This window comes from Actinoplanes italicus, from assembly GCF_003001815.1.
Classification (GTDB): Bacteria; Actinomycetota; Actinomycetes; order Mycobacteriales; family Micromonosporaceae; genus Actinoplanes; species Actinoplanes italicus.
Map to the genome: position 1 here is coordinate 66,288 of NZ_PVMZ01000016.1, position 20,530 is coordinate 86,817.

Genomic DNA, 20,530 nt, shown 5'->3' on the forward strand with positions numbered 1-20,530 from the left:
CTCCTCCCGCAGGCTGGGGGCGGGAACACCGTCAGGCGGGCCCGAGAGCGACGATCCGCGTGGCCTCCCCGATCGCGAACTCGAAGCCCGCCTCGGGGTCACGTGACAGCTGCTCGGTGGCGAGCGCGTGCCGGCGTACTCCCGGGTCGGAATGCCGCATCGCAGCTTCCAAGACCGGCATCATCGCCTCGCCGAGCGCGATGAGTGCCCGGCTGAGACTCAGCTGCGTCTCACGTGCGCCGCGGCCGAGCTGCGTCGCCAGCACCCGCGCCAACGCGGGTTCCGCACCCGGCGGCACCAGCGCCACCGCAGCCCGCCAGGCGCTGCGGGCCACCTCCTCGTCGGCGTCGGCGAGGAGCGTCTCGGTGATCGCCGGGAAGGCCCGCCGGTCACCGATCTTGGACAGCGTGTGCAGCGCCTGGCTCCGTGCCTGCGTCCGCTGCGAGCCGAGTTCCGCGACGAGCCGCGGGACGGTCTCGGACGGCGGGTGGCGTGTCAGCGCCCAGGTGAGCATCTCCCGCACGGAGAACTCCGGCTCGACCGCGCACCTCTCGATGAGCTCGCCCACGAACTTCTTGTCCGGGTTCGTACCGACCGCCATCGTCGCCCGCAGCCGTACCGACGGGTTGTCGCTGTGCAATCCCTGTAGTGCCGCCTCCGGCATGGTCATCGTGACCACCTCCTCAGCCACAGTCAAAAGGTTGTCACTGTGTCAAGGTCAAGTGCCGGCGGCAGGCGCTGCGAGAACTGCACACCGGCATCGGGCCGGACCGGATAAACGTCGGCTTCTACCTGGATCACGATCCGCCCGTCGAGGAGGTCGTCCGGACGTGGGTCCGGTGGCGCTATGTGGGCTGGGGCTCGATTTGCTGACGATGGTCCGGGAGCTGGGTGATCCGGAGACCCTCGCCCGGGCCGGTGACGCGGCCGAGGCTGCCGGGGAACGGGTCAGGCCGCAGGGCTTCAACGCCCGGCCGCAGCGGCGTGCCGGGCGGTACGTGCTGGGCGCGCTCAGCGAGCACGCTCTCGGGCGGGCCGTGGACATCCGTCCCGGCACGAACCCGCAGATCACCGTGCCGGTCTGGCAGTACCTGCCGGACGTCACCGGGATGCGGGTGGACCGTTCGGAACAGCGGTGGCGTGACGATCCCGGTGGTCTGTTCGACGATCTGGCCGAGCTGGAACGCCGGTGGTTCGCGTTCCTGGCCGTCCGGCGGCCGGCCCGGCGGTTCGCCGACCGGCAGGCGGGTAGCCTCACCGGGCTTCCCACGGCGCCCGAGCCCGGCGACCGGTGGGGCCTGACCTTCGGGACCCCCGACATCCACCACTTCGAACTGCCCTAAGGCTTGATCCAGGTCGCCACGTGGCCGGTGCGGGAGCCGTCCGGGCCGGTCACCGTCGACCGCTCGGCGAGGGTGCTGCCGTCCAGCACCTCGAAGCGTGACTCGATCCGGAGGCGGGACGACGGTTTCACCATGGTCACCGACAGCACGATGATCGGTGGCCCGTCCGGGCTCCCGCGTTCCGCGCTCAGGCGGGCCTGCGACACCGCGTACCGCTCGGTGCCGTCCTCCGCACGAACCGACAGCGCGTCGCCGTCGCCGAACTCGATCGTCAGGCGGTAAGGCACGGTGCCGCTGACGAACTCACCGCTGATCCACTCGCCGGGGCGTACGGTGCGGCGCGGCGGGAACCACATGATCCGCTCCTCGCCGATCACCGAACCCGGGCCGGCACCCCGCATCATCTGGTCCTGGCCCCGCACCCGTTCGACGGCCTCCTCCTCACTGCGGCCGCCGTTGTGCTGGACCATCGTCAGGAAACCGCGGATGTTCGGTGCGTCCGGGAGCTTCGTCACCGGGTCCGGTTCGGTGATGTAGACGAAGAGCAGGACGCCGTCGTAGGGATTGGCCTCCCGGTAGGCGTCGATGGCGGCGCCCCGGGCCTCGATCTCTTCCCGGATCCGGTGCTGGATGCCCTGCTCGGCGATCCACTCCATGCCACGGCCGATCGCCTCGCCCAGCTGCTCGGCGGCGTCGTCGAGGCCGCGGCCGGAACCGCCGCCCCCGAAGCCCAGCGGGGTACGCGGCCGGAAGCCGCGCTCGGGGACCCTCCACGGGCTCGGCCGCCCACCGCCCGAGGGCTTGACCTTGACGGGCCTCGTCCGCGAAGGAGGTCCGGCGGCCACCGGAGGACCGGCGGTCAGTGGCTCGTGCTCGAAGTGCGGCGGAGGTGCTTCGGGAGCGGGCGGGAGCTGCGGCCGGTATTCGACGATGGTGTTGAAGGGCTCCTTGCGCCGGGCGGGCACGGGCGGCGCCGGAGTGGGCGCGGGGGCCGGGGGCCGTGGCGGATTCGGGCGTACGACCGGAGCCGGCACGACTGGTTCCTGCTTCGGTTTCCGCTCGTACGGTACCGGCGAGACGGTTTTCGGTGGTGCCACCACCTTGGGTTCACGGTCCTTACGAGACGCGGCGGCCGATGCCGACGGCTTCGCGGCTGCCGACGGTGGGGCGACCTTGTTCGACGAGGCGGAGTTCAGCGACATGCCATTTGGTTTCAGCTCCCGTTCCTCGAAGAGAAGCTTCTCGGCAGCGGTGTAGAAACGCGTGCCCTGAGAGTCGGAGTAGCTGAACGCGGCCGGCGGCAGCTTCTCCATCTCACGCAACGCCGCCTCGAGGTCGGCGATCCGTTTGAGGCCGACGCGGAGGAAGTTCTCGCCGGTGACCCGTTCCATCAGCCAGCGTTCGACCTTCGCGTTCTTGGCCTCCTGCTTGTGCGAGGTGAACCGGACCATGGCACCGGCCTCGCTCTCCAGGATCCTCACGTAGCCCGGCTCGCCGGTGACCGGGTCGTCCTTCTGGTTGCTGTGCAGTGCGTCCTCGTCGGAGCCCTTCGCCTCGATCATCACCAGGCGGCCCAGACGGTCCCGGAACACGAAGTCGGCGCGGCCGTTGAAGAGCACCGTGCCGTCTGCGGCCAGCACCTGGAAGGTGACCTGCTCGGCGACGGTGATCCCGACCCGGCCGAGCATGTCCCGGATCGCCGGCGTGACGATCGTGGTCTCGACACCGCCGGGCACCTTACCGGCGTGCTGAACGGCACCGGCCCGGCTCGGTGTGACCGTGACGGGACCGCCCGGGCCGAGGCTGATCCGGTCGGCCTCGTCCTCGTGCACCGGACCGGGCGCACCACCGCCGCCGGCGCGTTGCTGGGCCACGTGGACCAGCTCGTGGGCGAGCAGCCGGTCACCGGCCGGGGTGCCGGGGGCGTGCCGGCCCGGGGTGAGGACGATGTCGTTCCCGCTGGTCCGGGCCAGGGAGCCGGGCACCGGCGGGCCGGTGTGCACGCGTACGTCGCCGAGGTCCTGGCCGAGACGGGCCTCCATCGCCGCCCGCATCGCCGGGTGCAGCGGCACCCCGCCGGTGAGCAGGCCGGTGAACGCCGTGTTGCCGGCCGCCGACGGCAGCGGGTCGACGGTCCGGGACGGTGTCACGATGTCGTCGCCGGTCACCTCGGGGGAACGGTGGTCGCGGGCCCGCATCAGTCGTCCTGGTTCTCCAGGGCGGCCACCCGGTCGCGCAGGCCGGTCACCTCGGCGCGCAACTCGTTGACCGCTTCCAGCAACACGGCGCAGAGCCCGCTGAAGTCCACCGTCTTGATGCCGTCGTATTCCGATACCAGCTCGGGGAAGGCCTGTTCCAGTTCCTGCGCCACCACCCCGTACCGCTCCCGGTCGGTCTCGGCGGGGAGGCCCGGCCCGGGGCGCGGCCGGAAGCGGACCGCGCGCACCGCCTGCAGCTGCTCCGATGTCGGGCCGAGAGGCCGGATGTCGTCCTTGAGGGACTCGTCGCACCCCTTGTCCAGGTTGCCCAGGACGATGAGCGTCGAGATGGCCGGGACGATGGTGTTCCCGCCGGACGGGTTGAGGATCGTGGTGCCGTCCTCGGTGATGCGAAGGAACGGCACCCCGGCCTGGTCCGTACCGACATCGAAGGTGCTGAGGTTCCCGGTCAGGCCGGCCGAGCCCAGCACACGCCAGGTGATCTCACCACCGTTCGATCCCCGGGTCACCAGCGACATCGAGGTGTCCGCGGGAGTGACGTCGTCCGGCGGCACGTTCCGGATCGTCACCCCACCGTCCACGTCGACAGCGCGGGGCCGCAGCGTGAGTGTCGCCTGGATCTCGCTGAAGTCGGCGGTGGGCGCGGTGTTGTTCTGGAAGGCCAAACCGTTCTGCTCCAGCGACAGCCGCCACAGGCCGCCGATGTCCGGCGGCTGGGTCACGCTCGACAGGGACAGCGGAATGTCGCCGGCCACCGTGACCACACCGGGAAACGGCTGGGTGGTGCCGATGGCGACGGTACCGTCGACGCCGATGCGCATCCGCTCGGTGGCCGGTTCGCCGGTGAGGAACCGCACGGTGCCCTCGCCGGAGGACATCCGGGCCCAACCGGCCGCGGGCACCCCGTCGGACTCCAGGACGAGGCCGTCGACGGAGGCCTCGCCGAGGACGGTCCCGGCGCGGGGGCGGTCGGTGTTGTCGGGCCGGTCGGTGAGGGTGCCCTGGTCGAGGGAGAGGACGGCGAGCGGCACCCCGGCGGTGGGTGGTGGCGCGGGGTTGGGTGCGATCTCCTGCAGGACGAAACGGGGGACCTCGGTGACCCGGGTGAAGCCGGTGACCCCCGGGTCGGTGGCCTCGTCAGTCTCCACCTCGGCGAACTGGACCCAGAGCCGGGCGCTGGTCGGGCCGGTCGGCAGGACGATGTCGGCGGTACGGGCCAGCAGCACGATCTCGTTGCCGAGGTCGTCGACGGCTCCCCCGGCGTCGACGGTGACCGCGGAGTCCCCGGCGTCGCCGTTGACCACGAGGCCCTCGGTGATGCCCGAGGTGTGCATCTGTCGCAGGTGCCGGCGCCGCCGGTCCAGGTGGTAGTCCTGTTCGTCGGCGAAGTCCTGGGCACGCAGGAACTGCCGGTCGAACCAGTTCATCCGGCGGTCCAGGCGCTGGTTGCGGCTGACCACGCGGCACCCCCTCTCAGGTGGTGGAGCTCTTTCAGGTGGTGGAGCTCTCGAAGACCCAGGGATCGGACCAGAGCAGGGCGGTGCCGAGTTCCGGACCGTCCTCCAGCTGCGCGTACGTCTCCCCCGGCCGGGCGTCGGCCAGGGCCGGCGGTGCGAGCTGCATGGTCGTACCCCTGATGCGCAGCTGGTAGTTGGTGTGTGCGGGTTTCTCGTCGTCGAGCAGCAGCCGGCTGACCCGTTGCAGGACGTCCAGGCCGACCGGGTTGTGCAGCACCCGGACCGACGGGTCGGCGACCAGGTCGACCACGAAGAAGTGCGCCGGCCCCTCGCCGAGCACGGTGGACACGCCGAGGATCGACTCGCCGAGCTGGAAGACGGTGTCGACGTCGTTGTGCCGGCGGGTCAGGTCGGTGATCACCAGCGGCAGATCGGCCGGGATGTCGTCGCGCAGCCAGGCCCGCAGCAGGGTGTCCAGCCCGGTCAGCGTGCCGCGATCGGGTGCGACGGCGACGGTACGGGCGAACAGCTCCCGGTTCCAGGCGACGCTCTTCTCCGGGCGCAGGCGGATGCCGATCCAGTCGGCGAGGTACTGCAGGAACGCGAAGGCGTCACCGTCGGCGTGGGTGAGCGCGGCGGGCGGGGTGAGTGTGGGGTCGAGGAGGTCGGGTACGGCCGCGATCTGTGCCCGCAGCTGCTCGTAGACGTCCTCGAACGCGTGCAGGAACGGCCCGATGACGTCGTTGCCGCCATCGGCCGGCCGGAACACCCCGGGCAGCAGGCCGAAGAAGTCGACGCGGTTCATCCGTCCACCACCGTCACGTCCACCCGGGCCGTGGTCACCAGCGTCTCGGTCGGGTCCACGAACGGGTCCTCCAGATCGATCACGTCGGCTTCGGACCCTTCGACCAGCAGCCGCCGCACGTGGTCGACGCCGTCGAGGCGCTCCAGCACCTGGAACAGCTCGGACCGGAAGACCGGGCGCCCGAACTCCCAGCCGGTGCCGTCGTCGCCGCCGGTCAGCGGGTGCAGGAAGCGGGACAGGGCCTGCTCGGCGCGCCGCTGGACGGTGTCGCGGCGCAGCAGCCCGGCGAAGTCCCGCACCACGGTCGCCTCGACGGTCAGCGCCCGCAGCCGTGGTGGCGCGACCCGCACCCGCGTGGTGATCGGGGTGCGGGCCTTGAGCAGCGTGAACGCCAGGCGGCACAGGACCGGCCCGCCGGGCAGGACGAGCACCCGGACCATCCGTTCGCCGGCGGCGGTGTGTGCGAGCGCGGTGCTCCGGGCGATCGGGACGGCATTCACGTCGGTGCCGTCGACCGGGAAGCGCCCGCCGTGCCCGGCGTCGGCGACCAGGATCGCGTCGTCTCCGGCGTCGGCATCGCGGAGCAGGGTGGTGCCCAGGAGCGGGTCGCCGGCCCGCAGTGCGCGGGGCAGCACCGGATCGACCGCGAGGATGCCACTGCCGGCGAGGACCCGGGCGATGTCCGGGCCGGTCACCGCCCGGCCGGGGGTGCGGAGAGCCTCTACGGTACGGGCCAGCAGCCGCTCGACCGGCTCGTCGTCCGGGCCGGATCCGCCGGCGAGGGCCGCGAACCGGCGCAGGCTGCGTTCCGGGATCCGGTCGACCTGGTAGACGGCCGCCTCGGCCAGGAACGCGAACAGCTCCAGCAGGGTGATCCCGGGGTCGGACGGGTTGTGGTCGGTCCAGCCGGGCAGCGCGCCCGGGATCAGCGCCCGCACCTCGGCCAGCAGGTCGTCGAACGTCCGGTCGTCGAGGTTCGGAACGGGCAGCGGCACGGCGCCTCACCCGCCCACGAGGGTGATCCGGTGGCCCCCGGCGTACGGGAAGACCACGGTGTCGAGGTGGACCGTCGAGGTGACCGGGCGTACCGCCGAGATCTCCGCGGCGACCGGGTTGCGCCCGTCGAGGCCGGGCCCGAGCACGACCAGCGTCTGCGGGGTCAGGTCCGCGCAGGTCAGCCGGGTGACGGCGGATCCCTCGGCGGGTTCGGTGACGGTGATCCGGGCCGACTGATCGGTGCGGCCCAGCACGGTCCCGGCCGGGATGGCCAGCTCGGCGGGTTCGATCCATACGTCGAGGACCCCGTCGCCGGCGGCGATCACGTCGGTGACGGTGACCTCGGCGGGGTGGAAGACGCTGAGGATTGTCTCCTCCCCCGGTACCGGGTCCAGGCCGGTGACCATGATCCGGTCCTCGCGGATCGGGGACAGCAGGCGACCGGCCCGGCCGTCGAGCAACACCACCGGGCTGCCCGGCGGAGGTGTCGGGCCGTCGTGAGGCCGCAGCGGACGGAACCGCAGCGATCCGGGCTCGTCGCCCGGCCCGTCCACGAACACGTCGAGCACACAGGACAGACGGTCCCCCTCCGCGACCCCGCCGACGGTCAGCCGGTCGACGAGGGTTCCGGCGGGCACCGGCTCCAGGGTGCGGGCGCTCATGCTCAGATCGGGGGCGGCCAGCAGGGTTCCGGCCGGGGCTCCGGGCCCGGACAGCGGGGCGGTGGGCCGGGCGAACGCGACCTCACGACGTTGCGCGGCCGGATGCAGCCGCAGCGACCGGACGTGGCTGACGCCGGGCAGGCTCTCGATCAGCTCGGCGATCTCCGAGACGTGCACGTCGCGGCCCAGTTCCCAGCCGGTTGCGGCCGGACCGCCGTGCAGCGGGTGCAGGAAGCGGTCGAGCGCGTCGAGGACGGCCAGTTTCGCCGGCCCGGCCGTGGTCAGGTCCCGTGGTGCGACCTCGGCCTCGATGCCGACCCGCAGGTGGCCGGGGCCGATCACGGCGATCCGGTCGCCGGCCGGGCCGGTGAGCGCGACCGCGGCCCGTTCGGCCAGGTGACGCTGGACGGTGGCGATCAGCTGCGGGCCGGGGGTGGGGCGGGGCGCGTCACCGGCCGGGACGATCACGACGGTGACCCAGCCGGGCGTACGCCGCAGTCCGGGGTCGAGGTTCGGCAGGCAGACGCTGCGCGCGACCCGGGTTCCGGCGGCCTCGCGGGCCAGCCAGGCCAGGTCACCGGCGGCCACGGCCCGGTCACGGTGCCGCAGGACCTGCGGGCCACGCGCCGTCACCAGGGCGGTCGTCTCGGCGGGCGCCCCGTCCTCGGCCGGGACGGGGTTGGTGACCCGGTTGACGCCGGGGATCGTGGTGGCGAGCTGGTTGATCGTCCCAGCCGCCAGGCCGGGCCGCGAACCGCCGCCGACCCGGTAGGTCGCGCGGATGCCGCCGGTGCCGCGGGGTGGCGCCAGGCCACGGACCCCGTCACCGAAGGTGATCACACCGGTGGTGTGTTCCAGGGTGTAGTGGCGGCTGCGCGGGCCGGACCGGACCAGCGACGGCACCTCGTGCCAGCGCACCCAGGTGGTGTCCCGGCCGGTGACCGGGTCGATCTCGGTGGTGAGCGCGTCCGGACCCTCCTCGGCCTCGATCACGGCGCGTTCACCGGCCGGGGGCGGCTCGCCCTCGCGGACCCGCACGGCCGGGCCGGGCAGCACCGGGCTGCCGCTGAGGGCGAACCGCGGACCGGGACCGCCGAGGACCTCTCCGGCGACGGTGGCGGCCTGGATCGCGGGGACCGTGTTGAGGAACAGGCCGTGCAGCCTGCGGGTGTCGGTGGGCAGGGTCCGTGGTGCGCGCGCCCGCACCCACAGCGCCGGGCCGTCGCCGAACCGGTCGAGCGGGGCGAGCCCGGCCGGGACGAGCAGGGTGATCGTGCCGGAGGTACGCAGTTCGGCGGTCTCGTCCAGGACGGGCAGCGGCCGCCACGCGGCGCCGGTCCAGCACTCCCAGACCACCGGCGCGGTGTCGGTGGCCGTCGAGCGGAGGGCGGCGACGTGGTGGAGGGTGACCGGCAGGTCCGCGGTGAGAGTGTCGAAACCGAGGTACAGCGCCGGGTCCGGGGTGGCCAGCGCCGGGTCGTGCACGGCATCGGCGCCGGTGAACAGCGGCCGCGCCCGGCCGGTGACGTCCTCGTGCACCGGGCCGGTCTGGCGCACCACCACCGCCTCGCGGAAGGCCACACAGGTGAGCCGGATCGAGGTGAGCCGCGGCGGGTCCAGTGTGCCGTCCCGTTTCACCAATTTGCCGTCCACCACATCGAAACGGTCCGGTGTGCCGTAGTCGCCGGTGGCGATCCGGACCCGGATCCACCTGCTGGTGCGCTGGCCCAACCGGATGCGCGGAACCACGCCGGGCAGGGTGATCCGTGCCGTCTCGCGTTCCTGGGTGAGGGTGACAGCTCCCTCCACCTCCAAGGAGGTCCAGCCGTCGGCGCCGAGGAACTCCCAGGCCAGTTCCAGATCACCGAAGGGGGTTCCGGAGCGGGCCGTCACGGTGAGGTCGACGATGCCCGGGCCCTTGCCGAACACCTCGTCGCCGCCGATGTGGAAGACGTCGCCGGCCCGGGGCTGTTCGCCGAACGGCAGGAAGTCCCGCGTGACGTCGACCGGCACGGACCCGGCCAGCGCGGCGTCCGGCGGCCGGTCCAACGCCTCCACCAGGGTGCTGATCACCCGGCCCGTCAGTCCGGCGGCGAACGGCTCGACCGGCAGCGGCTCGCGCAGCCGCAGACCCAGCCACCGGTCTTCCAGCGGTCGCGGCAGGCCGGGCCCGGACAGCACCGACGCGTCCACGGCGCCGATCGTCAGACTCACCACCACCAGTCCGCCGAAGCCGGTCTCGACGTCGTCGGGCCGCACGACCCGGCGTACGCCCCCGGCGGTGTGGACGAACTCGGCCCGGCGGAAGAAGCGGTGCAGTTCCTCCGCCGGCGTGGCGCCGTCGAGGGCGAACTCCAGAACGAGCCGCAGGTCACGGCCGGTCTCCAGGAGTGGGCCGCAGCCGATCCAGAGCACGTGCTCCAGAGGTGTCTCACCGGTGAAGGGCGCGGTTCCGGTTCCGCTGCCGTCGGCGACCGGGTCGACCGTGTGGACGGCGATCAGCCGGGACGGCACCACGGTCAGCGCTGCGGTGGTCTCGAACCGCACGGCGGGCGAGCCCGCCCCCGCCGGCCGGTCCGCCGCCGTGCCGGCCGGAACGACCGTGGGTGCGGCGCCGGGTGCCAGCCCGAAGGTCAGCGGGACGGTCGCGGCAGCGGGCGGCAGCAGGCTCACCCCCATCGTGTCCAGGAACGTCAGCAGGTGCTTGTCCGGCGCCCGGTTGAGACGGGCCAGGGCCACCTCCATCAGGCGGGCGAACGCCAGCTGCAGCACGGTCCCCGGGTCACCGCTCTCCGGAGGCGTCCATCGCGGCAGGTGCACGGCCGCCCGCTCGCGCAGCAGCGCCAGCAGTTCGTCGGCGCCACGCCGGTCCAGCCGGGGTGCGCGCGGTGCCCGGTCGCCGGTCATGACTGCCCCCGGTCCAGGTAGAACGGGTAGACCAGGTTGAACATGGTGTCGGTGGCACGGACCCGGCAGCTCATCTCGACGACCAGCGAGCCCGGCCCCTCGGCCTCCATCCGCACGTCCACGCCGAGCACGTCGACCCGCGGCTCGAACCGCACCATCGCCTCCCGGACCTCGTGCCGCAGCATCGCCGCGGTCGCCGGGTTGAGCGGCGCGAAGACCAGCTCCCGCAGGCCGGCCCCGAAGTCCGGGCGCATCACCCGCTCGCCGGGGACGGTGGCCAGGATCAGCAGCATCGACTGCCGTACGTGCTCGTCGAGCGAGTGGGAGCGCAGCGCCCCGGACTCGTCGAGGACGAACGGGAACGCCGGCCCGGCCCCCAGGAAGTCCCGTCCGGTCTGGTCGCTCATCCGATCGTCACCGCCCCGGAGGCGGCGATCGTGCCGGCCGGCAGCGGCACCGGATCGTTGCAGGTCAGCACGGTGTCCCCGGACCGGGCCGCGGGCTTGCCGTTGATCCGTACGGTGGCGCTGCCGGCCGCGACGGTGCCGCTGTCGCGCGGCGGCACGGCGAACGTGCCCCCTGACGGCACGTGCCCCGGTGAGTTCGTCACGGTGCTGCCCACCACGGCCGCGGCCCTGCCCCCGATCCGCACGTCGGAGCTGAGGCCGCCGTCGAGACGGCCGGAGAACGGTGCCGGGGTGGGCACGGGCGGTCCACCCGACGACGGGATCACCAGGTGGGTGTCGGTGCCGGTCACCCTGTCGCCTTCCGTGGCCGCGGCGCTGCCCATCGCGAGCCCCTCTCAGTTGATGTCGACGGTGGAGCCGTTGATGGTCAGACCCGCGTCCGAGGTCAGGTCCAGGCCGGACACTCCGTGGAGGCTGGCCGTGTCGTCGGCGGTGACCTCGACGGACTTGGCGGCCAGCCGGATCGCGCCGTCGCGGGCGAGCAGCTCGATGTCGCCGGACGACTCGATCGTCACGGTTCCCCCGGCGGCGTCCACGGTCAGCCGCCCGGCGCCGCCCGCTCCGGCGATCTCGATCAGCTCGGCGTCCTCGGTGTCGTCGAGGCGGATCTCGTGACCGCTGCGCGACCGTAGGAGGCGCACCGCCTCGTTCTCGGCCGGCTGGCGGGCCCGGCCGTTCCAGAGGGCACCCACCACGACCGGGCTTCCGGCGTCCCCGTCCTCGAAAGCGACCAGCACCTCGTCGCCGACCTCGGGCAGGAACAGGCTGCCGCTGTCGTCACCGGCGGTCAGGGTCGCCACCCGGGCCCAGTGCTCGGTCCCCTCGTCCAGGCCGGGGATCGTCAGCCGCACCCGGCCCTGGCGGCCGTCGTCCTTGTTGGCGGTGACGATCCCGCAGAGCAGCCCCGGATGCCGGGCCGCCGGGGCGGGCGCGGGTGCCGCGGTGGTGCCGTTGACCTCGAACGACACCCGGTAACCGCCGGAACCGAGGGTGTGGGTGACCAGTGACGGGGTGTAGGTGCCGCTGAACCGGCCGAGCCCGGTCAGCCTCAGCGGGCTGCCGACCCGTACATCCGGATGGCCGACCGAGGTGCCCGAGCCGGTGACCAGGTTCTCCGACTGGTCGCGCAGGATCTGCTCGGCCAGCGTCCGGGCCTCGTCGGCGCTGGACACCGGCGCGTGCACGACCACCAGCTCGGACTTGCGCCCGGCGCCCCGGCCGACCTCCCGGCGGCCGCCCGTGCTGAGCCGCCGGCCGGCGGACCGGGTGGCGCGGGCGGAGAAGCTCTGCCGCTGGGCCGGGTTCCAGCCGCGTACCTCGACGCTCTCCACCACACCGGCGATCGACAGCCGCGGTGAGAAGCTCTCCAGGGTCTTGCCCCAGGCCAGCTCGATGGTGGAGCCGGCCGGGCGGTCGCGGCGGAAGTGCAGGGTGCGGTCCTCGACCCAGATCCGGAAGCCGTTGGCCGCGGCCAGCGCCTCCAGGAACTCCAGGTTGGTGACGTGCCGCTGGACCCGGGGACGGGCCAGCGGCAGGGTCGTCTCGACCGACTCGGCGGTGGTACGCAGGTCCAGTTCCTGGGCGATCACCTTGACGATGTCGCTGTCCGGCTGGCCGGTGCCCGCGGTCTCGCCCGGGAAGACCCGGTAGACGGTGCCGCGGGTCAGCTCGTGCAGCGCGTCGAAGCCCTCCACCCGCAGCGTCGGCGCGGCCCCGTCACCGAACTCGGCGGTCACCGCGGACACCTTTCCGCTGATCAGCCTGCGGGTGCGGCCCACATAGCCGAGGGCGACGGTGACCTCGTCGCCCTCGGTGACCGGGCCGGTGGCGGTGTCGTCGGTGAGCGACGGGTCGTAGAACTCGATGGTGAAGTCGTCGGGCGGGTTCAGGCGCTGCGTCACGCTGATCCGCAGCACCCGGCCGGCGACCTCGGGCGGCAGCGGGCGGCCACCGACGGTGATGGCGGCGGCCGGGGCGTACACGTCCGGGAAGTCGCTCACCGCTCCTCCCCCTCCGGCAGCGCGGGAACGACCAGGCGGTGGCCGGTCCGCAGGCTGAGCGGGTCGTCGAGGCCGCTGGCCCGGGCGATGGGCCGCCAGCGGCGCGGGTCGTCGTACTCGGCGGCGGCGATCGCCTGCAGTGTGTCGCCGTCCCGGACCATCCAGCTCTTGCTCCGGTCGGTCGACTCCAGCGGGATCCGGGCCAGAAGCTGTTCGAGCAGGTCGTCGCCGCGCAAGGTGACCGTCAGTTCGGCGCGCAGCGGCAGTCCGGCCGGGTTGAAGTGCACGAACCGTTGCGTGACGCTCTCCAGCACGCACGGAAAGACCAGCGAACCCCAGAGGAACAACAGCCTCGGCGGTACGTGTGTGGTCGCCCGGATCGTGGTCAGCCCCACCACCAGCTCGGTGAACGCCCGTACGTCCAGCCCGGTGTCGGTGGTGTCGAAGAACAGCGTCATGGTCAGCGTCTGCGCGCCGCCACGGACGAACTGGACCAGCGACGAGCCGAGTCCGGGGATGCCGATCTCGGCGTACTGGTTGGTGCGGGCCAGCTGGTACTCCGGTGGGTTGAACAGCACCGGGATCGCCATCCGGGGTGGCGGCTCGCGGACCACCAGCAGCGCCTTGTCCAGGGGCATGGCTACCGTCCCCGGCGTTCGCGGTCGAGCCGGTCACGGTGGGCCAGGCGGCGGGCCACCCGGTCGGTGAGCGCGTCGAGGTCGACCGGTTCCGGCCGGACCGCCGGGACGGCGGGTGGCGGTCCGGCGGCCACGGCGACGGGTTGCGGCCCGGCGTCCGGTTGCGGCCCGTCCGGCATCGGTGACACCTGCCGGAGATCGAGATCTTCGAAGAAGACCGGCGCGGTGGTTGCGGTGAGCCGGTCGGCCCACCGCGGCAAACCCTTTTCCGGTACGCCCGGAGCAGGCGCCGGAGATGCCGCGAACGGCGCGGGCGCCATGGTTCTCGGTGCCGCTCCCGCCGCGTTGGAAACTCGGGTCTCCGCCGGTGGGAAGGGGTACGGGGGCGGGGGGTCCACACGGGCCCGCGTCCGGGCGGGCGCGGGCGGAAGGTGCTCGTCCGGGCGACGCACACCGGCCGGCGGCCGTGGCGAACCCGCTTCGGCGGGTGCCCGGTACCCGTCGGGGTGCGGTCGCTCGGGGAAGGCCGGGAAGCCGGGGTGGACCGGGCGCGAGGGTCCGGTGGCCCCGGACACGATCCGCGGGGGCAGGGATGGTTCGGCCCGGGCCGGGGCCCGATGCCCGGGGTCGACGGCGGGTGAGGCCACGACAGAGGGGGGAACCGGATACGCGGGAGAAGCCGTGGGGTGCTCCGGCCGTACCGCAGCAGCAGTTGATCTTGATGTCCGGAAGACGGCTGCCGGACCGGAGGAAACCGCTGGTGAGGACGAGTCCGGCCGGCGGACCAGGTGCACGCGGGCGGCATCGGCGCGTTCCCGGGCCGACGCGGCGGCCCGGGCCATGCTCCACGGCAGACCGGCGGCGCGGCTGACCGGTGCGGTCCGGGCCAGCAGCGGACGCCACGCGAGCCGGTCGGCGACGGGCCCGTTCACGCCAGGTCCCGCGACGCCGGCAACGTGGTGAGGTGGTGCACCCAGCGCTGGCGCTCGGCGTGGTCGAGCGCCATCAACTCACCGTGTGACCAGTGGAAATGCAGGGCGAGCACGGCTACCTCCCGGTGGAGACGGTCGAGGGGGTAGCCGAGGATTCCCCCGGCGGTTCAGGCTCCACGTCGAACCCGCGCTCGCAGTACGGGCAGACCACCGCGAAAGCCGGCCCACCCCCGTTGATCCGGTTGTAGACCCCGTGCAGATGGGCCATGTCCGCCGCGAACAGTCCCTCCACCACATGCGGGTTGATCACTTCGAGGTCGCCGAGGCTGACGATGACCCGGGACAGCAGGATCACCGAGAGGTACGCCGGGTTCGCCTGCACCCGAGGGTCCTTGAGCGGCAGGATCTCGTCACCGGCCGTGGAGAGCCGCATCCGTCCCTCCCGGTGCACGGCACCGCCGGCGTCGACGTAACCGACCGGGAGGGTGAACGGGAACTCGGTGACGGGCGTGCTCACACCGGCTCCAGGCGCTCGCAGCTGAGCACCATCTCGTCGATGGCCACGTCACTGCCCTTGCCGTCGAGGGCCGCGTGCTGGAACCGCGACGGCCAGGCGAGGAAGAAGTTGTAGCGCAGCCGCTCCATGCCGTTCTCGCCGAGCAGCACGATCGAGCCGTTGCGCCGCACGACGGTCCCGTTGATCGCCTGCTGATGCCAGGTGTAGAGGAACCGGGTCTGCTCGCTGTCGCTGACACCCCAGCGCAGCGTGATGTCCGGGTAACTGATCCGGCCGGGCAGCTTCATCACCGCGGCGGGCAGTCCGCCCTCCCGGTACTCGAGCACCTCCATCTGCGAGCCGAAGCCACTGACCTGCGAGAACCGGGCCTCGGTCAGGCCGTCGATCTCGACCAGGTAGCGAAAGTTGGTGAGCGGGTATGTCACGGCACACTCCTAACCGCCGGTGAGCTGCTGGATGCGGAAGACCACGAACTCGGCCGGCTTCACCACGGCCACGCCGATCTCGGTGACCACCTGGCCGATCTCGCGGACGTCGGGCGGGTTGGTGCTCGCGTCGCAGCGGACGAAGAACGAGTCGCCGGCCTCCGCGCCGAGCAGGGCGCCGGCCCGCCACTGCCGGGTCAGGAAGTCGCCGGCGTTGCGGGTGATCCGCTGCCACAGGGCCGGGCTGTTCGGCTCGAACACCACCCAGCTCAGGCCCTCCGTCAGCGACTCACGCAGGAAGTTGGTGAACCGGCGGGTGCTGATGTACCGGAACTCCTCGGCTGTGTTGCTCGCCATGGTCCGGGCTCCCCAGACGGTGACCGCACCGTTGAAGACCCGCAGCACGTTGATGTTCTCCGGGTTGAGGCCGTCCTGCTGGGCCTGGCTGATCCGCTGGGTGACACCGAGCGCGCCGAGGATCACCTCGTTGGCCGGCGCCTTGTGCACACCGCGGGCGGCGTCGCTGCGGGCGTAGATCCCGGCGATGTGCCCGGACGGGGCCACCGTCGTCTCGTCGCCGGGTTTCAGCGGGTCGGCGACCTTGATGAACGGAAAGTACAGTGCCGCGTACGCGGCCTGCGTGCTCAGCCCAGCCGGGCGGATCGTGGCCACGACCGGCGGATCCGCGGCCGCCCCGTCGAGGATCGCGACCCGGTCCTGCAACCGGGAGCAGTGCGCGATCAGCGCGTCGTGCTGGGCCTTGGCGACCGCACCGGGGACCGCGACGATCGCGATCTCGTCGATCGCCTCCAGTGCGGCGAGGGTCTTGGTGGGATCGTCGATTCCGGCCTTGGCGGCCGCCCGGATCACCCAGCAGCGGCTGCCACCGTTGTTGAAGAAGCCGAACACGGCGTGCGCGAGAACGGCGTTGGCGCTCTGGAAGTCGCCGAACGCGGTCCGGAACTCCTCCCAGCTGGTCACCGGCACCGGGTCACCGGCCTTGGCGACGGTGTAGAAGTCGGCCGGCTCGACGGTCGTCCCGTCCGCCTTCAGGCCGGTCCGACCCGGGCGCAACGGCATCTTCACGTTGTCCGGGACCTCCCCGGCGAACGCGGCCGTGCTGGTGCCGACCCCGGCGATCGCCCGGGCCGCCGGTGGTGTCTCCTCGACGTGGACGCCGGGTGACAGATAGGTCGCCATCTTCTCCCCTTCACTCAGGTCAGGGTCACGTCGTAACCGTTGGCCGCGATCGCCGGAACCCGGATGCCGGTGTCGTTCTCCCGCGCTCCGGACGTGGTGTGCAGCCGGTAGTCGCCGGCCGGGACACCGCCGAACACGAACCGTCCCCGCCCGTCGGTCACCGCCGTGTGCCCGAGCGGTTCCAGCACCACCCGGGCCACCGCCACCGGCAGGCCGTCGGCCGCCCGCACCTCGCCCGCGATCGTGTAGATCGCCGCGGCCGGCGGGAAGGCCAGCGCGTGCGTGGTCACCGGCGGACCCTCGGGAACCTCGGCGTCCAGGTCGAACGCGACCGTCACACAGAGGTCGAGGGCGAGCCGCGGTGCGATGTGCAGCGACGCCCAGAACTCGTCGCGGCGGCCCTGTGCCGGATGGGCGACGAGCATCGGCGGCGCGTCCGGCTGCGTTCGCAGGCCGCCCTTGCGGTGCACGGCCGGGAGCGCCGGGAAACCTGCCAGCCAGCGCAGCGTCTCGCCGAGCAGCCGGTGCTCACCGGTCCACGCCAGGTCGACCGGGGTGTCCGGCGAGGCCCAGCCGGTGATGAGATAGCGACAGTCGGCGATGAACGGCGGCCGCCGCCGGACCATCTCACCACCCGCCCGCTCGATGATCATGCCGGCGTCGCGCAGCGCGCCGTTCTCGACCACGTCGGTCAGGAACAGGTTCAGGGTCTCCTGGGCCGGTGCGTAGTCACGGCCGGGCGTACGGAAGTCGACCTCGGCGTCCCGTACGGCCTCCGGCGCGGCCGTGTCGTCGAGCAGCGACTTCAGGCTCAGGTCCACGTCATCGAACATCGGCGGTCTCCGGCTCGGCCGGGAACATCCGGCCCAGCTTGCGGTACTCGCGGCGGGCCGCCCGCTCCAGATGCGCCGGTCCGACCGGCACGTCCTCGTCGGCGGCCGCGTACGCCGCGGTCAGCGCGATGTTACGGATCACGCCACCGCTCACCTTGAACAGCGCGGCCAGCGCGGGCAGGTCCACGTCGCCGGCGAGCGGGGTGGCGGGCGGGAACACCCCGGCCCAGATCAGTTCCCGGCCCGCCCGGTCCGGCAGCGGGAACCGCACCAGGAACGACAGGCGGCGGGCGAACGCGGTGTCGATGTTGTCGTGCAGGTTGGTGGCCAGGATCGCCAGACCGTCGTACGTCTCCATCTTCTGCAGCAGGTAGGCGACCTCGACGTTGGCGTACCGGTCGTGCGCGTCGTGCACCGCCGACCGCTTGCCGAACAGGGCGTCCGCCTCATCGAAGAAGAGAATCGCGTTGGAGTCCCGGGCCGCGGCGAAGACCCGGTCCAGGTTCTTCTCGGTGTCCCCGACATAGCGGCTGACCACCCGCGACAGGTCGATCTGGAACAGGTCCAGGCCCAGGTCGGCGGCGACCACCTCGGCCGCGAGGGTCTTGCCCACCCCGGACGGGCCGCTGAACAGCGCCGTCACACCGTTCCCGCGGCTGCCCACGGCTCCGAAGCCCCAGTCGGTGAGCACCCGCCTCCCCTGCCGGACCCGCCGGGCCAGCTCCCGGACCTGGTCCGACTCGTCCGCCGGGAGCACCAGATCGGTCCAGGTCGCGCAGGGCCTGATCCGGGTGGCCAGTGTGGCCAGTTCGTGACCGGTCTGGCCACGGGCCGCGGCTCGCATGATCTCGGCCGGGCCGTTCTCCGCCGGATCCGCTTCCAGACGGGCCGCGATCGCACCGGCCGCCACGGCGTCGGCGATCTGCGGGTCGCCCAGCCGGAAGCGGTCGGCGAGCTCGGCGACGACGTCCGTGGCAGCGGGCAGGCCGTGCGCGAGCAGGTGCCGGGTCCAGATCTCGCGCCGCCGGGCCGGTGCCGGATGGGGCACGTCGATCGTGGTCACCCCGACCGGGCCGCCGGGGGCGGGCTCCCACGGCGCGGTGCCGGTCAGCAGGGTCACCCCGGGGTGCCGGGCCAGTGCGGCCCAGGGCGTGTCCGGGTCGGCGGGCATACAGAGAACGGCCCCGTGGAGGCGGGCCGCGAGGAGGTCCCGGGAGAGCAGGATCGGACGGCCCGCGGCGTGGGCGGCGGCGGTCGCGGCGGCCCGGGCTCCGGGCCCGCGTAGATACAGGCAGAGAGGGCCGCCTTCGGCGATCAGTTCCGGGAGCGTACGGCGGACACGCTCCGGAATGTCCGCGAGCACCGGCTCGGCCGGCCCGGGAACGGTCTCGCCCAGCAGGAAACGCACGACCTGTTCGCTCGCCACCAGGGTGCGGGCGGGCAGGGGCCGATCGTGCTCGGGCGGCTCCCGCAGCAGGCCGCCGGCGAGCAGCGGGGCGTCCGGGGACAGGCGGGCCCGGGCGGCCAGGCGTTCCTCGGCCGTGCCGCAGAGCAGGTTGAACGCCAGATCGACGCTCGGCCGGCGCCGGGTCACATCGTCCTGCAGGTAGGCGTAGATCCGCTCGTAACGCAGGTCCACCTCGGGCGCCACCGCGATCGCGAGCAGATCCACCTCGAAGCCCGAGAGTCCGAGACCCCGGAGGAGCACGTCCTCCCCGCGACCCGGCCGGTCCCCGCCTGCCGGCGGCGGGAACAGCGGCTCGCCGGGTGACCGGGTGAGCAGCCGGGCGGCCTCGTCCGCGTCGATGTAGAGGCCCCGGAACCGGTCCACCGCCGAGGCCGGGCCGAACGCGGCAGGCGCGGCCCGCACCGCGTGGTCGAGCAGCGTGTCGAGGCGGCGCAAGGCGGCGGACAGCCCGGTGCTGTCGGACATCGCGCCTCACCCCACCTCGGCCGGAATCAGCGTCAAGTTATCCGGGCATCGTCGGCCCACCATGGCGGCCGCGTCACCGCGGCGTCACCGGGCTGTCACCACCCGGCCGGTCCCGGATGGCCCGCTGCGATGCTGGTGGCTCCCTCACGGCGGGAGAGTCGCTTGGACGACAGCGCGGAACGGCCCAGCGTCCTGATCCTGCGCGCGTGGCGGGAGGGCCCGGACGAGGTGCGGGTACGCGCCATCGCCGTCACCCCGCACGCCAGCCGAGAGGTCGCGACGGCCGCCAGCGTGAACGACGCGTGCGCCGTGGTGCGTCGCTGGCTGGAGGAACTCGGCGACGGATAGCGAGTGACCGCTCAGCGGCGGATCGCCACGAGCAGTTCCCTCAGGCGGGGTGAGGGCTCGATACCCAGCTCGTCGTGGAGGACCCGGCGGCAGCGGTTGTACTGCCGGATCGCCTCGGCCACGTTGCCCTCGGCCAGATGCGCCCGGACCAGGGCGCGATGGGCGCTCTCGCGTAACGGCTCCGCCCGTACCGCCACCAGGCCGATGTCGATCGCCTCGCCGTAGCGCCCGGACCTGGTGAGCAGCTCACACATCATGTCCAGGGCATGGAGGCGCAGCTGCCGGTAACGTTCCCGCTCGGCCAGCACCCACTCGTCCGACCAGTCCGGCAGCACGTCGGCGCTCAGGTCGTCACGGAGGTGGCCGGTGATCGTGTCGTCGGCCGGTGCGGGGTCGGCCAGCATCCGGCGGGCCTCACCGGCGGCCCGCCACACGTCGACCACGACGTCCGGGCGCAGCACCACCAGGCGCTCGCCGGCGTCGAGGAGTTCGGCGCAGCTCTGGCGCATCCGCCACAGCGAGGACCGCAGGTTGGCCGCGGCCCGGCGCTGCCCGCAGCCGGGCCACAGCACCTCGGCGAGCGGCTCACGCCGGACCGGCCGGTTGATCAGGGTGAGAAAGGCGACGAGCCGCTGCGCACTGTGGACCAGCGGAACCGTGCGGTGGTCAACGCTGAGGGCGAAGCCGCCGAGCAGCGCGACAGAGACCTCGGTGCCTGCCATCGCCTCACCGGTCTCCCCTCGCAGGGCGTGCCGTCGGGCAAATGCTAACGCCGATGGCACCGCGGTGACCCCCACGGGACAGCCATCTGTCACCAACGGGTGCCGTCACCCTGATCACGGCGTCGC

General features: G+C 72.9%; 20 protein-coding genes. 2 read left to right on the forward strand and 18 right to left on the reverse strand.

Features of this window, described 5'->3' with window-relative positions; genetic code table 11:
- Positions 1-31: 31 nt before the first annotated feature.
- Entirely contained in the window at positions 32-670 is a 639-nt protein-coding gene (locus CLV67_RS32705) for a HEAT repeat domain-containing protein (protein WP_106325676.1), read from the reverse strand.
- Between the two features lie 205 nt (positions 671-875).
- Here CLV67_RS32705 and CLV67_RS32710 point away from each other — a divergent pair, with 205 nt between their 5' ends.
- Positions 876-1,343 (forward strand): hypothetical protein, encoded by a 468-nt coding sequence (locus tag CLV67_RS32710; RefSeq protein WP_146169373.1) that lies wholly within the window; start codon positions 876-878, stop codon positions 1,341-1,343.
- Here CLV67_RS32710 and CLV67_RS32715 read toward each other — a convergent pair.
- Genes CLV67_RS32715 through CLV67_RS32785 form a run of 16 tightly spaced genes read right to left on the reverse strand, consistent with a single transcriptional unit; the run spans position 1,340 to position 19,334 of the window.
- On the reverse strand, positions 1,340-3,541 hold the full coding sequence (locus tag CLV67_RS32715) for an eCIS core domain-containing protein (RefSeq protein ID WP_106325360.1): 2,202 nt from the start codon (positions 3,539-3,541) through the stop codon (positions 1,340-1,342). The two genes, CLV67_RS32710 and CLV67_RS32715, sit on opposite strands and share 4 nt — an antisense overlap.
- Positions 3,541-5,022 (reverse strand): tail fiber domain-containing protein, encoded by a 1,482-nt coding sequence (locus tag CLV67_RS32720; RefSeq protein WP_106325362.1) that lies wholly within the window; start codon positions 5,020-5,022, stop codon positions 3,541-3,543. Before CLV67_RS32720 ends, CLV67_RS32715 begins: the two co-directional genes overlap by 1 nt.
- Positions 5,023-5,053: 31 nt before the next feature.
- Positions 5,054-5,824 carry a hypothetical protein gene (locus tag CLV67_RS32725; protein ID WP_106325364.1) on the reverse strand — a complete coding sequence of 257 codons (771 nt, stop codon included), beginning with the start codon at positions 5,822-5,824 and terminating at the stop codon, positions 5,054-5,056.
- Positions 5,821-6,819: a baseplate J/gp47 family protein gene (locus CLV67_RS32730; protein ID WP_106325366.1), complete on the reverse strand. Its 999-nt coding sequence runs from the start codon at positions 6,817-6,819 to the stop codon at positions 5,821-5,823. The genes CLV67_RS32725 and CLV67_RS32730 overlap by 4 nt, the downstream gene beginning before the upstream one ends.
- Positions 6,820-6,825: 6 nt before the next feature.
- Positions 6,826-10,389, reverse strand: coding sequence for a putative baseplate assembly protein (locus tag CLV67_RS32735; RefSeq protein WP_106325368.1), 3,564 nt, complete (start codon positions 10,387-10,389; stop codon positions 6,826-6,828).
- Positions 10,386-10,796, reverse strand: a complete 411-nt coding sequence (locus CLV67_RS32740) for a GPW/gp25 family protein (RefSeq protein WP_106325369.1) — start codon at positions 10,794-10,796, stop codon at positions 10,386-10,388. Before CLV67_RS32740 ends, CLV67_RS32735 begins: the two co-directional genes overlap by 4 nt.
- Positions 10,793-11,179 carry a PAAR domain-containing protein gene (locus tag CLV67_RS32745; protein WP_106325371.1) on the reverse strand — a complete coding sequence of 129 codons (387 nt, stop codon included), beginning with the start codon at positions 11,177-11,179 and terminating at the stop codon, positions 10,793-10,795. Before CLV67_RS32745 ends, CLV67_RS32740 begins: the two co-directional genes overlap by 4 nt.
- Before the next feature lie 12 nt (positions 11,180-11,191).
- Positions 11,192-12,856: a phage baseplate assembly protein V gene (locus CLV67_RS32750; RefSeq protein WP_106325373.1), complete on the reverse strand. Its 1,665-nt coding sequence runs from the start codon at positions 12,854-12,856 to the stop codon at positions 11,192-11,194.
- Complete coding sequence (locus CLV67_RS32755; RefSeq protein ID WP_203737645.1) at positions 12,853-13,494, reverse strand: CIS tube protein; 642 nt, start codon at positions 13,492-13,494, stop codon at positions 12,853-12,855. The genes CLV67_RS32750 and CLV67_RS32755 overlap by 4 nt, the downstream gene beginning before the upstream one ends.
- Positions 13,495-13,496: 2 nt before the next feature.
- Positions 13,497-14,426: a hypothetical protein gene (locus tag CLV67_RS51275; RefSeq protein ID WP_146169375.1), complete on the reverse strand. Its 930-nt coding sequence runs from the start codon at positions 14,424-14,426 to the stop codon at positions 13,497-13,499.
- Complete coding sequence (locus CLV67_RS54595) at positions 14,423-14,539, reverse strand: DUF6760 family protein (protein WP_307833897.1); 117 nt, start codon at positions 14,537-14,539, stop codon at positions 14,423-14,425. Before CLV67_RS54595 ends, CLV67_RS51275 begins: the two co-directional genes overlap by 4 nt.
- A 2-nt stretch (positions 14,540-14,541) precedes the next feature.
- Complete coding sequence (locus CLV67_RS32765; protein ID WP_106325377.1) at positions 14,542-14,943, reverse strand: hypothetical protein; 402 nt, start codon at positions 14,941-14,943, stop codon at positions 14,542-14,544.
- The gene (locus CLV67_RS32770) at positions 14,940-15,368 is read right to left on the reverse strand and encodes a phage tail protein (protein WP_106325379.1); all 429 of its coding nucleotides are present in this window, start codon (positions 15,366-15,368) and stop codon (positions 14,940-14,942) included. The genes CLV67_RS32765 and CLV67_RS32770 overlap by 4 nt, the downstream gene beginning before the upstream one ends.
- Before the next feature lie 9 nt (positions 15,369-15,377).
- Positions 15,378-16,568: a phage tail sheath family protein gene (locus CLV67_RS32775; RefSeq protein WP_106325381.1), complete on the reverse strand. Its 1,191-nt coding sequence runs from the start codon at positions 16,566-16,568 to the stop codon at positions 15,378-15,380.
- Positions 16,569-16,582: 14 nt separating this feature from the next.
- Positions 16,583-17,401: a Pvc16 family protein gene (locus tag CLV67_RS32780; protein ID WP_106325383.1), complete on the reverse strand. Its 819-nt coding sequence runs from the start codon at positions 17,399-17,401 to the stop codon at positions 16,583-16,585.
- Positions 17,391-19,334, reverse strand: coding sequence for an ATP-binding protein (locus CLV67_RS32785; RefSeq protein ID WP_106325385.1), 1,944 nt, complete (start codon positions 19,332-19,334; stop codon positions 17,391-17,393). Before CLV67_RS32785 ends, CLV67_RS32780 begins: the two co-directional genes overlap by 11 nt.
- 162 nt (positions 19,335-19,496) lie before the next feature.
- On the opposite strand from CLV67_RS32785, the gene CLV67_RS32790 reads away from it, so the two are divergent.
- A complete protein-coding gene (locus CLV67_RS32790; RefSeq protein WP_106325388.1) occupies positions 19,497-19,682 on the forward strand; it encodes a hypothetical protein in 186 nt (61 codons plus the stop codon).
- Between the two features lie 11 nt (positions 19,683-19,693).
- Here CLV67_RS32790 and CLV67_RS32795 read toward each other — a convergent pair whose 3' ends face one another.
- Positions 19,694-20,404: an AfsR/SARP family transcriptional regulator gene (locus CLV67_RS32795; RefSeq protein WP_106325390.1), complete on the reverse strand. Its 711-nt coding sequence runs from the start codon at positions 20,402-20,404 to the stop codon at positions 19,694-19,696.
- Positions 20,405-20,530: the final 126 nt, after the last annotated feature.

What these genes read in the sequence shown, in the direction of transcription:
- CLV67_RS32705 (WP_106325676.1), bottom strand. Translation starts at nt 670, where the DNA reads ATGACCATGCCGGAGGCGGCACTACAGGGATTGCACAGCGACAACCCG.
- CLV67_RS32710 (WP_146169373.1), top strand. Translation starts at nt 876, where the DNA reads ATGGTCCGGGAGCTGGGTGATCCGGAGACCCTCGCCCGGGCCGGTGAC.
- CLV67_RS32715 (WP_106325360.1), bottom strand. Translation starts at nt 3,541, where the DNA reads ATGCGGGCCCGCGACCACCGTTCCCCCGAGGTGACCGGCGACGACATC.
- CLV67_RS32725 (WP_106325364.1), bottom strand. Translation starts at nt 5,824, where the DNA reads ATGAACCGCGTCGACTTCTTCGGCCTGCTGCCCGGGGTGTTCCGGCCG.
- CLV67_RS32735 (WP_106325368.1), bottom strand. Translation starts at nt 10,389, where the DNA reads ATGACCGGCGACCGGGCACCGCGCGCACCCCGGCTGGACCGGCGTGGC.
- CLV67_RS32740 (WP_106325369.1), bottom strand. Translation starts at nt 10,796, where the DNA reads ATGAGCGACCAGACCGGACGGGACTTCCTGGGGGCCGGGCCGGCGTTC.
- CLV67_RS32745 (WP_106325371.1), bottom strand. Translation starts at nt 11,179, where the DNA reads ATGGGCAGCGCCGCGGCCACGGAAGGCGACAGGGTGACCGGCACCGAC.
- CLV67_RS32755 (WP_203737645.1), bottom strand. Translation starts at nt 13,494, where the DNA reads ATGCCCCTGGACAAGGCGCTGCTGGTGGTCCGCGAGCCGCCACCCCGG.
- CLV67_RS32775 (WP_106325381.1), bottom strand. Translation starts at nt 16,568, where the DNA reads ATGGCGACCTATCTGTCACCCGGCGTCCACGTCGAGGAGACACCACCG.
- CLV67_RS32780 (WP_106325383.1), bottom strand. Translation starts at nt 17,401, where the DNA reads ATGTTCGATGACGTGGACCTGAGCCTGAAGTCGCTGCTCGACGACACG.
- CLV67_RS32785 (WP_106325385.1), bottom strand. Translation starts at nt 19,334, where the DNA reads ATGTCCGACAGCACCGGGCTGTCCGCCGCCTTGCGCCGCCTCGACACG.
- CLV67_RS32795 (WP_106325390.1), bottom strand. Translation starts at nt 20,404, where the DNA reads ATGGCAGGCACCGAGGTCTCTGTCGCGCTGCTCGGCGGCTTCGCCCTC.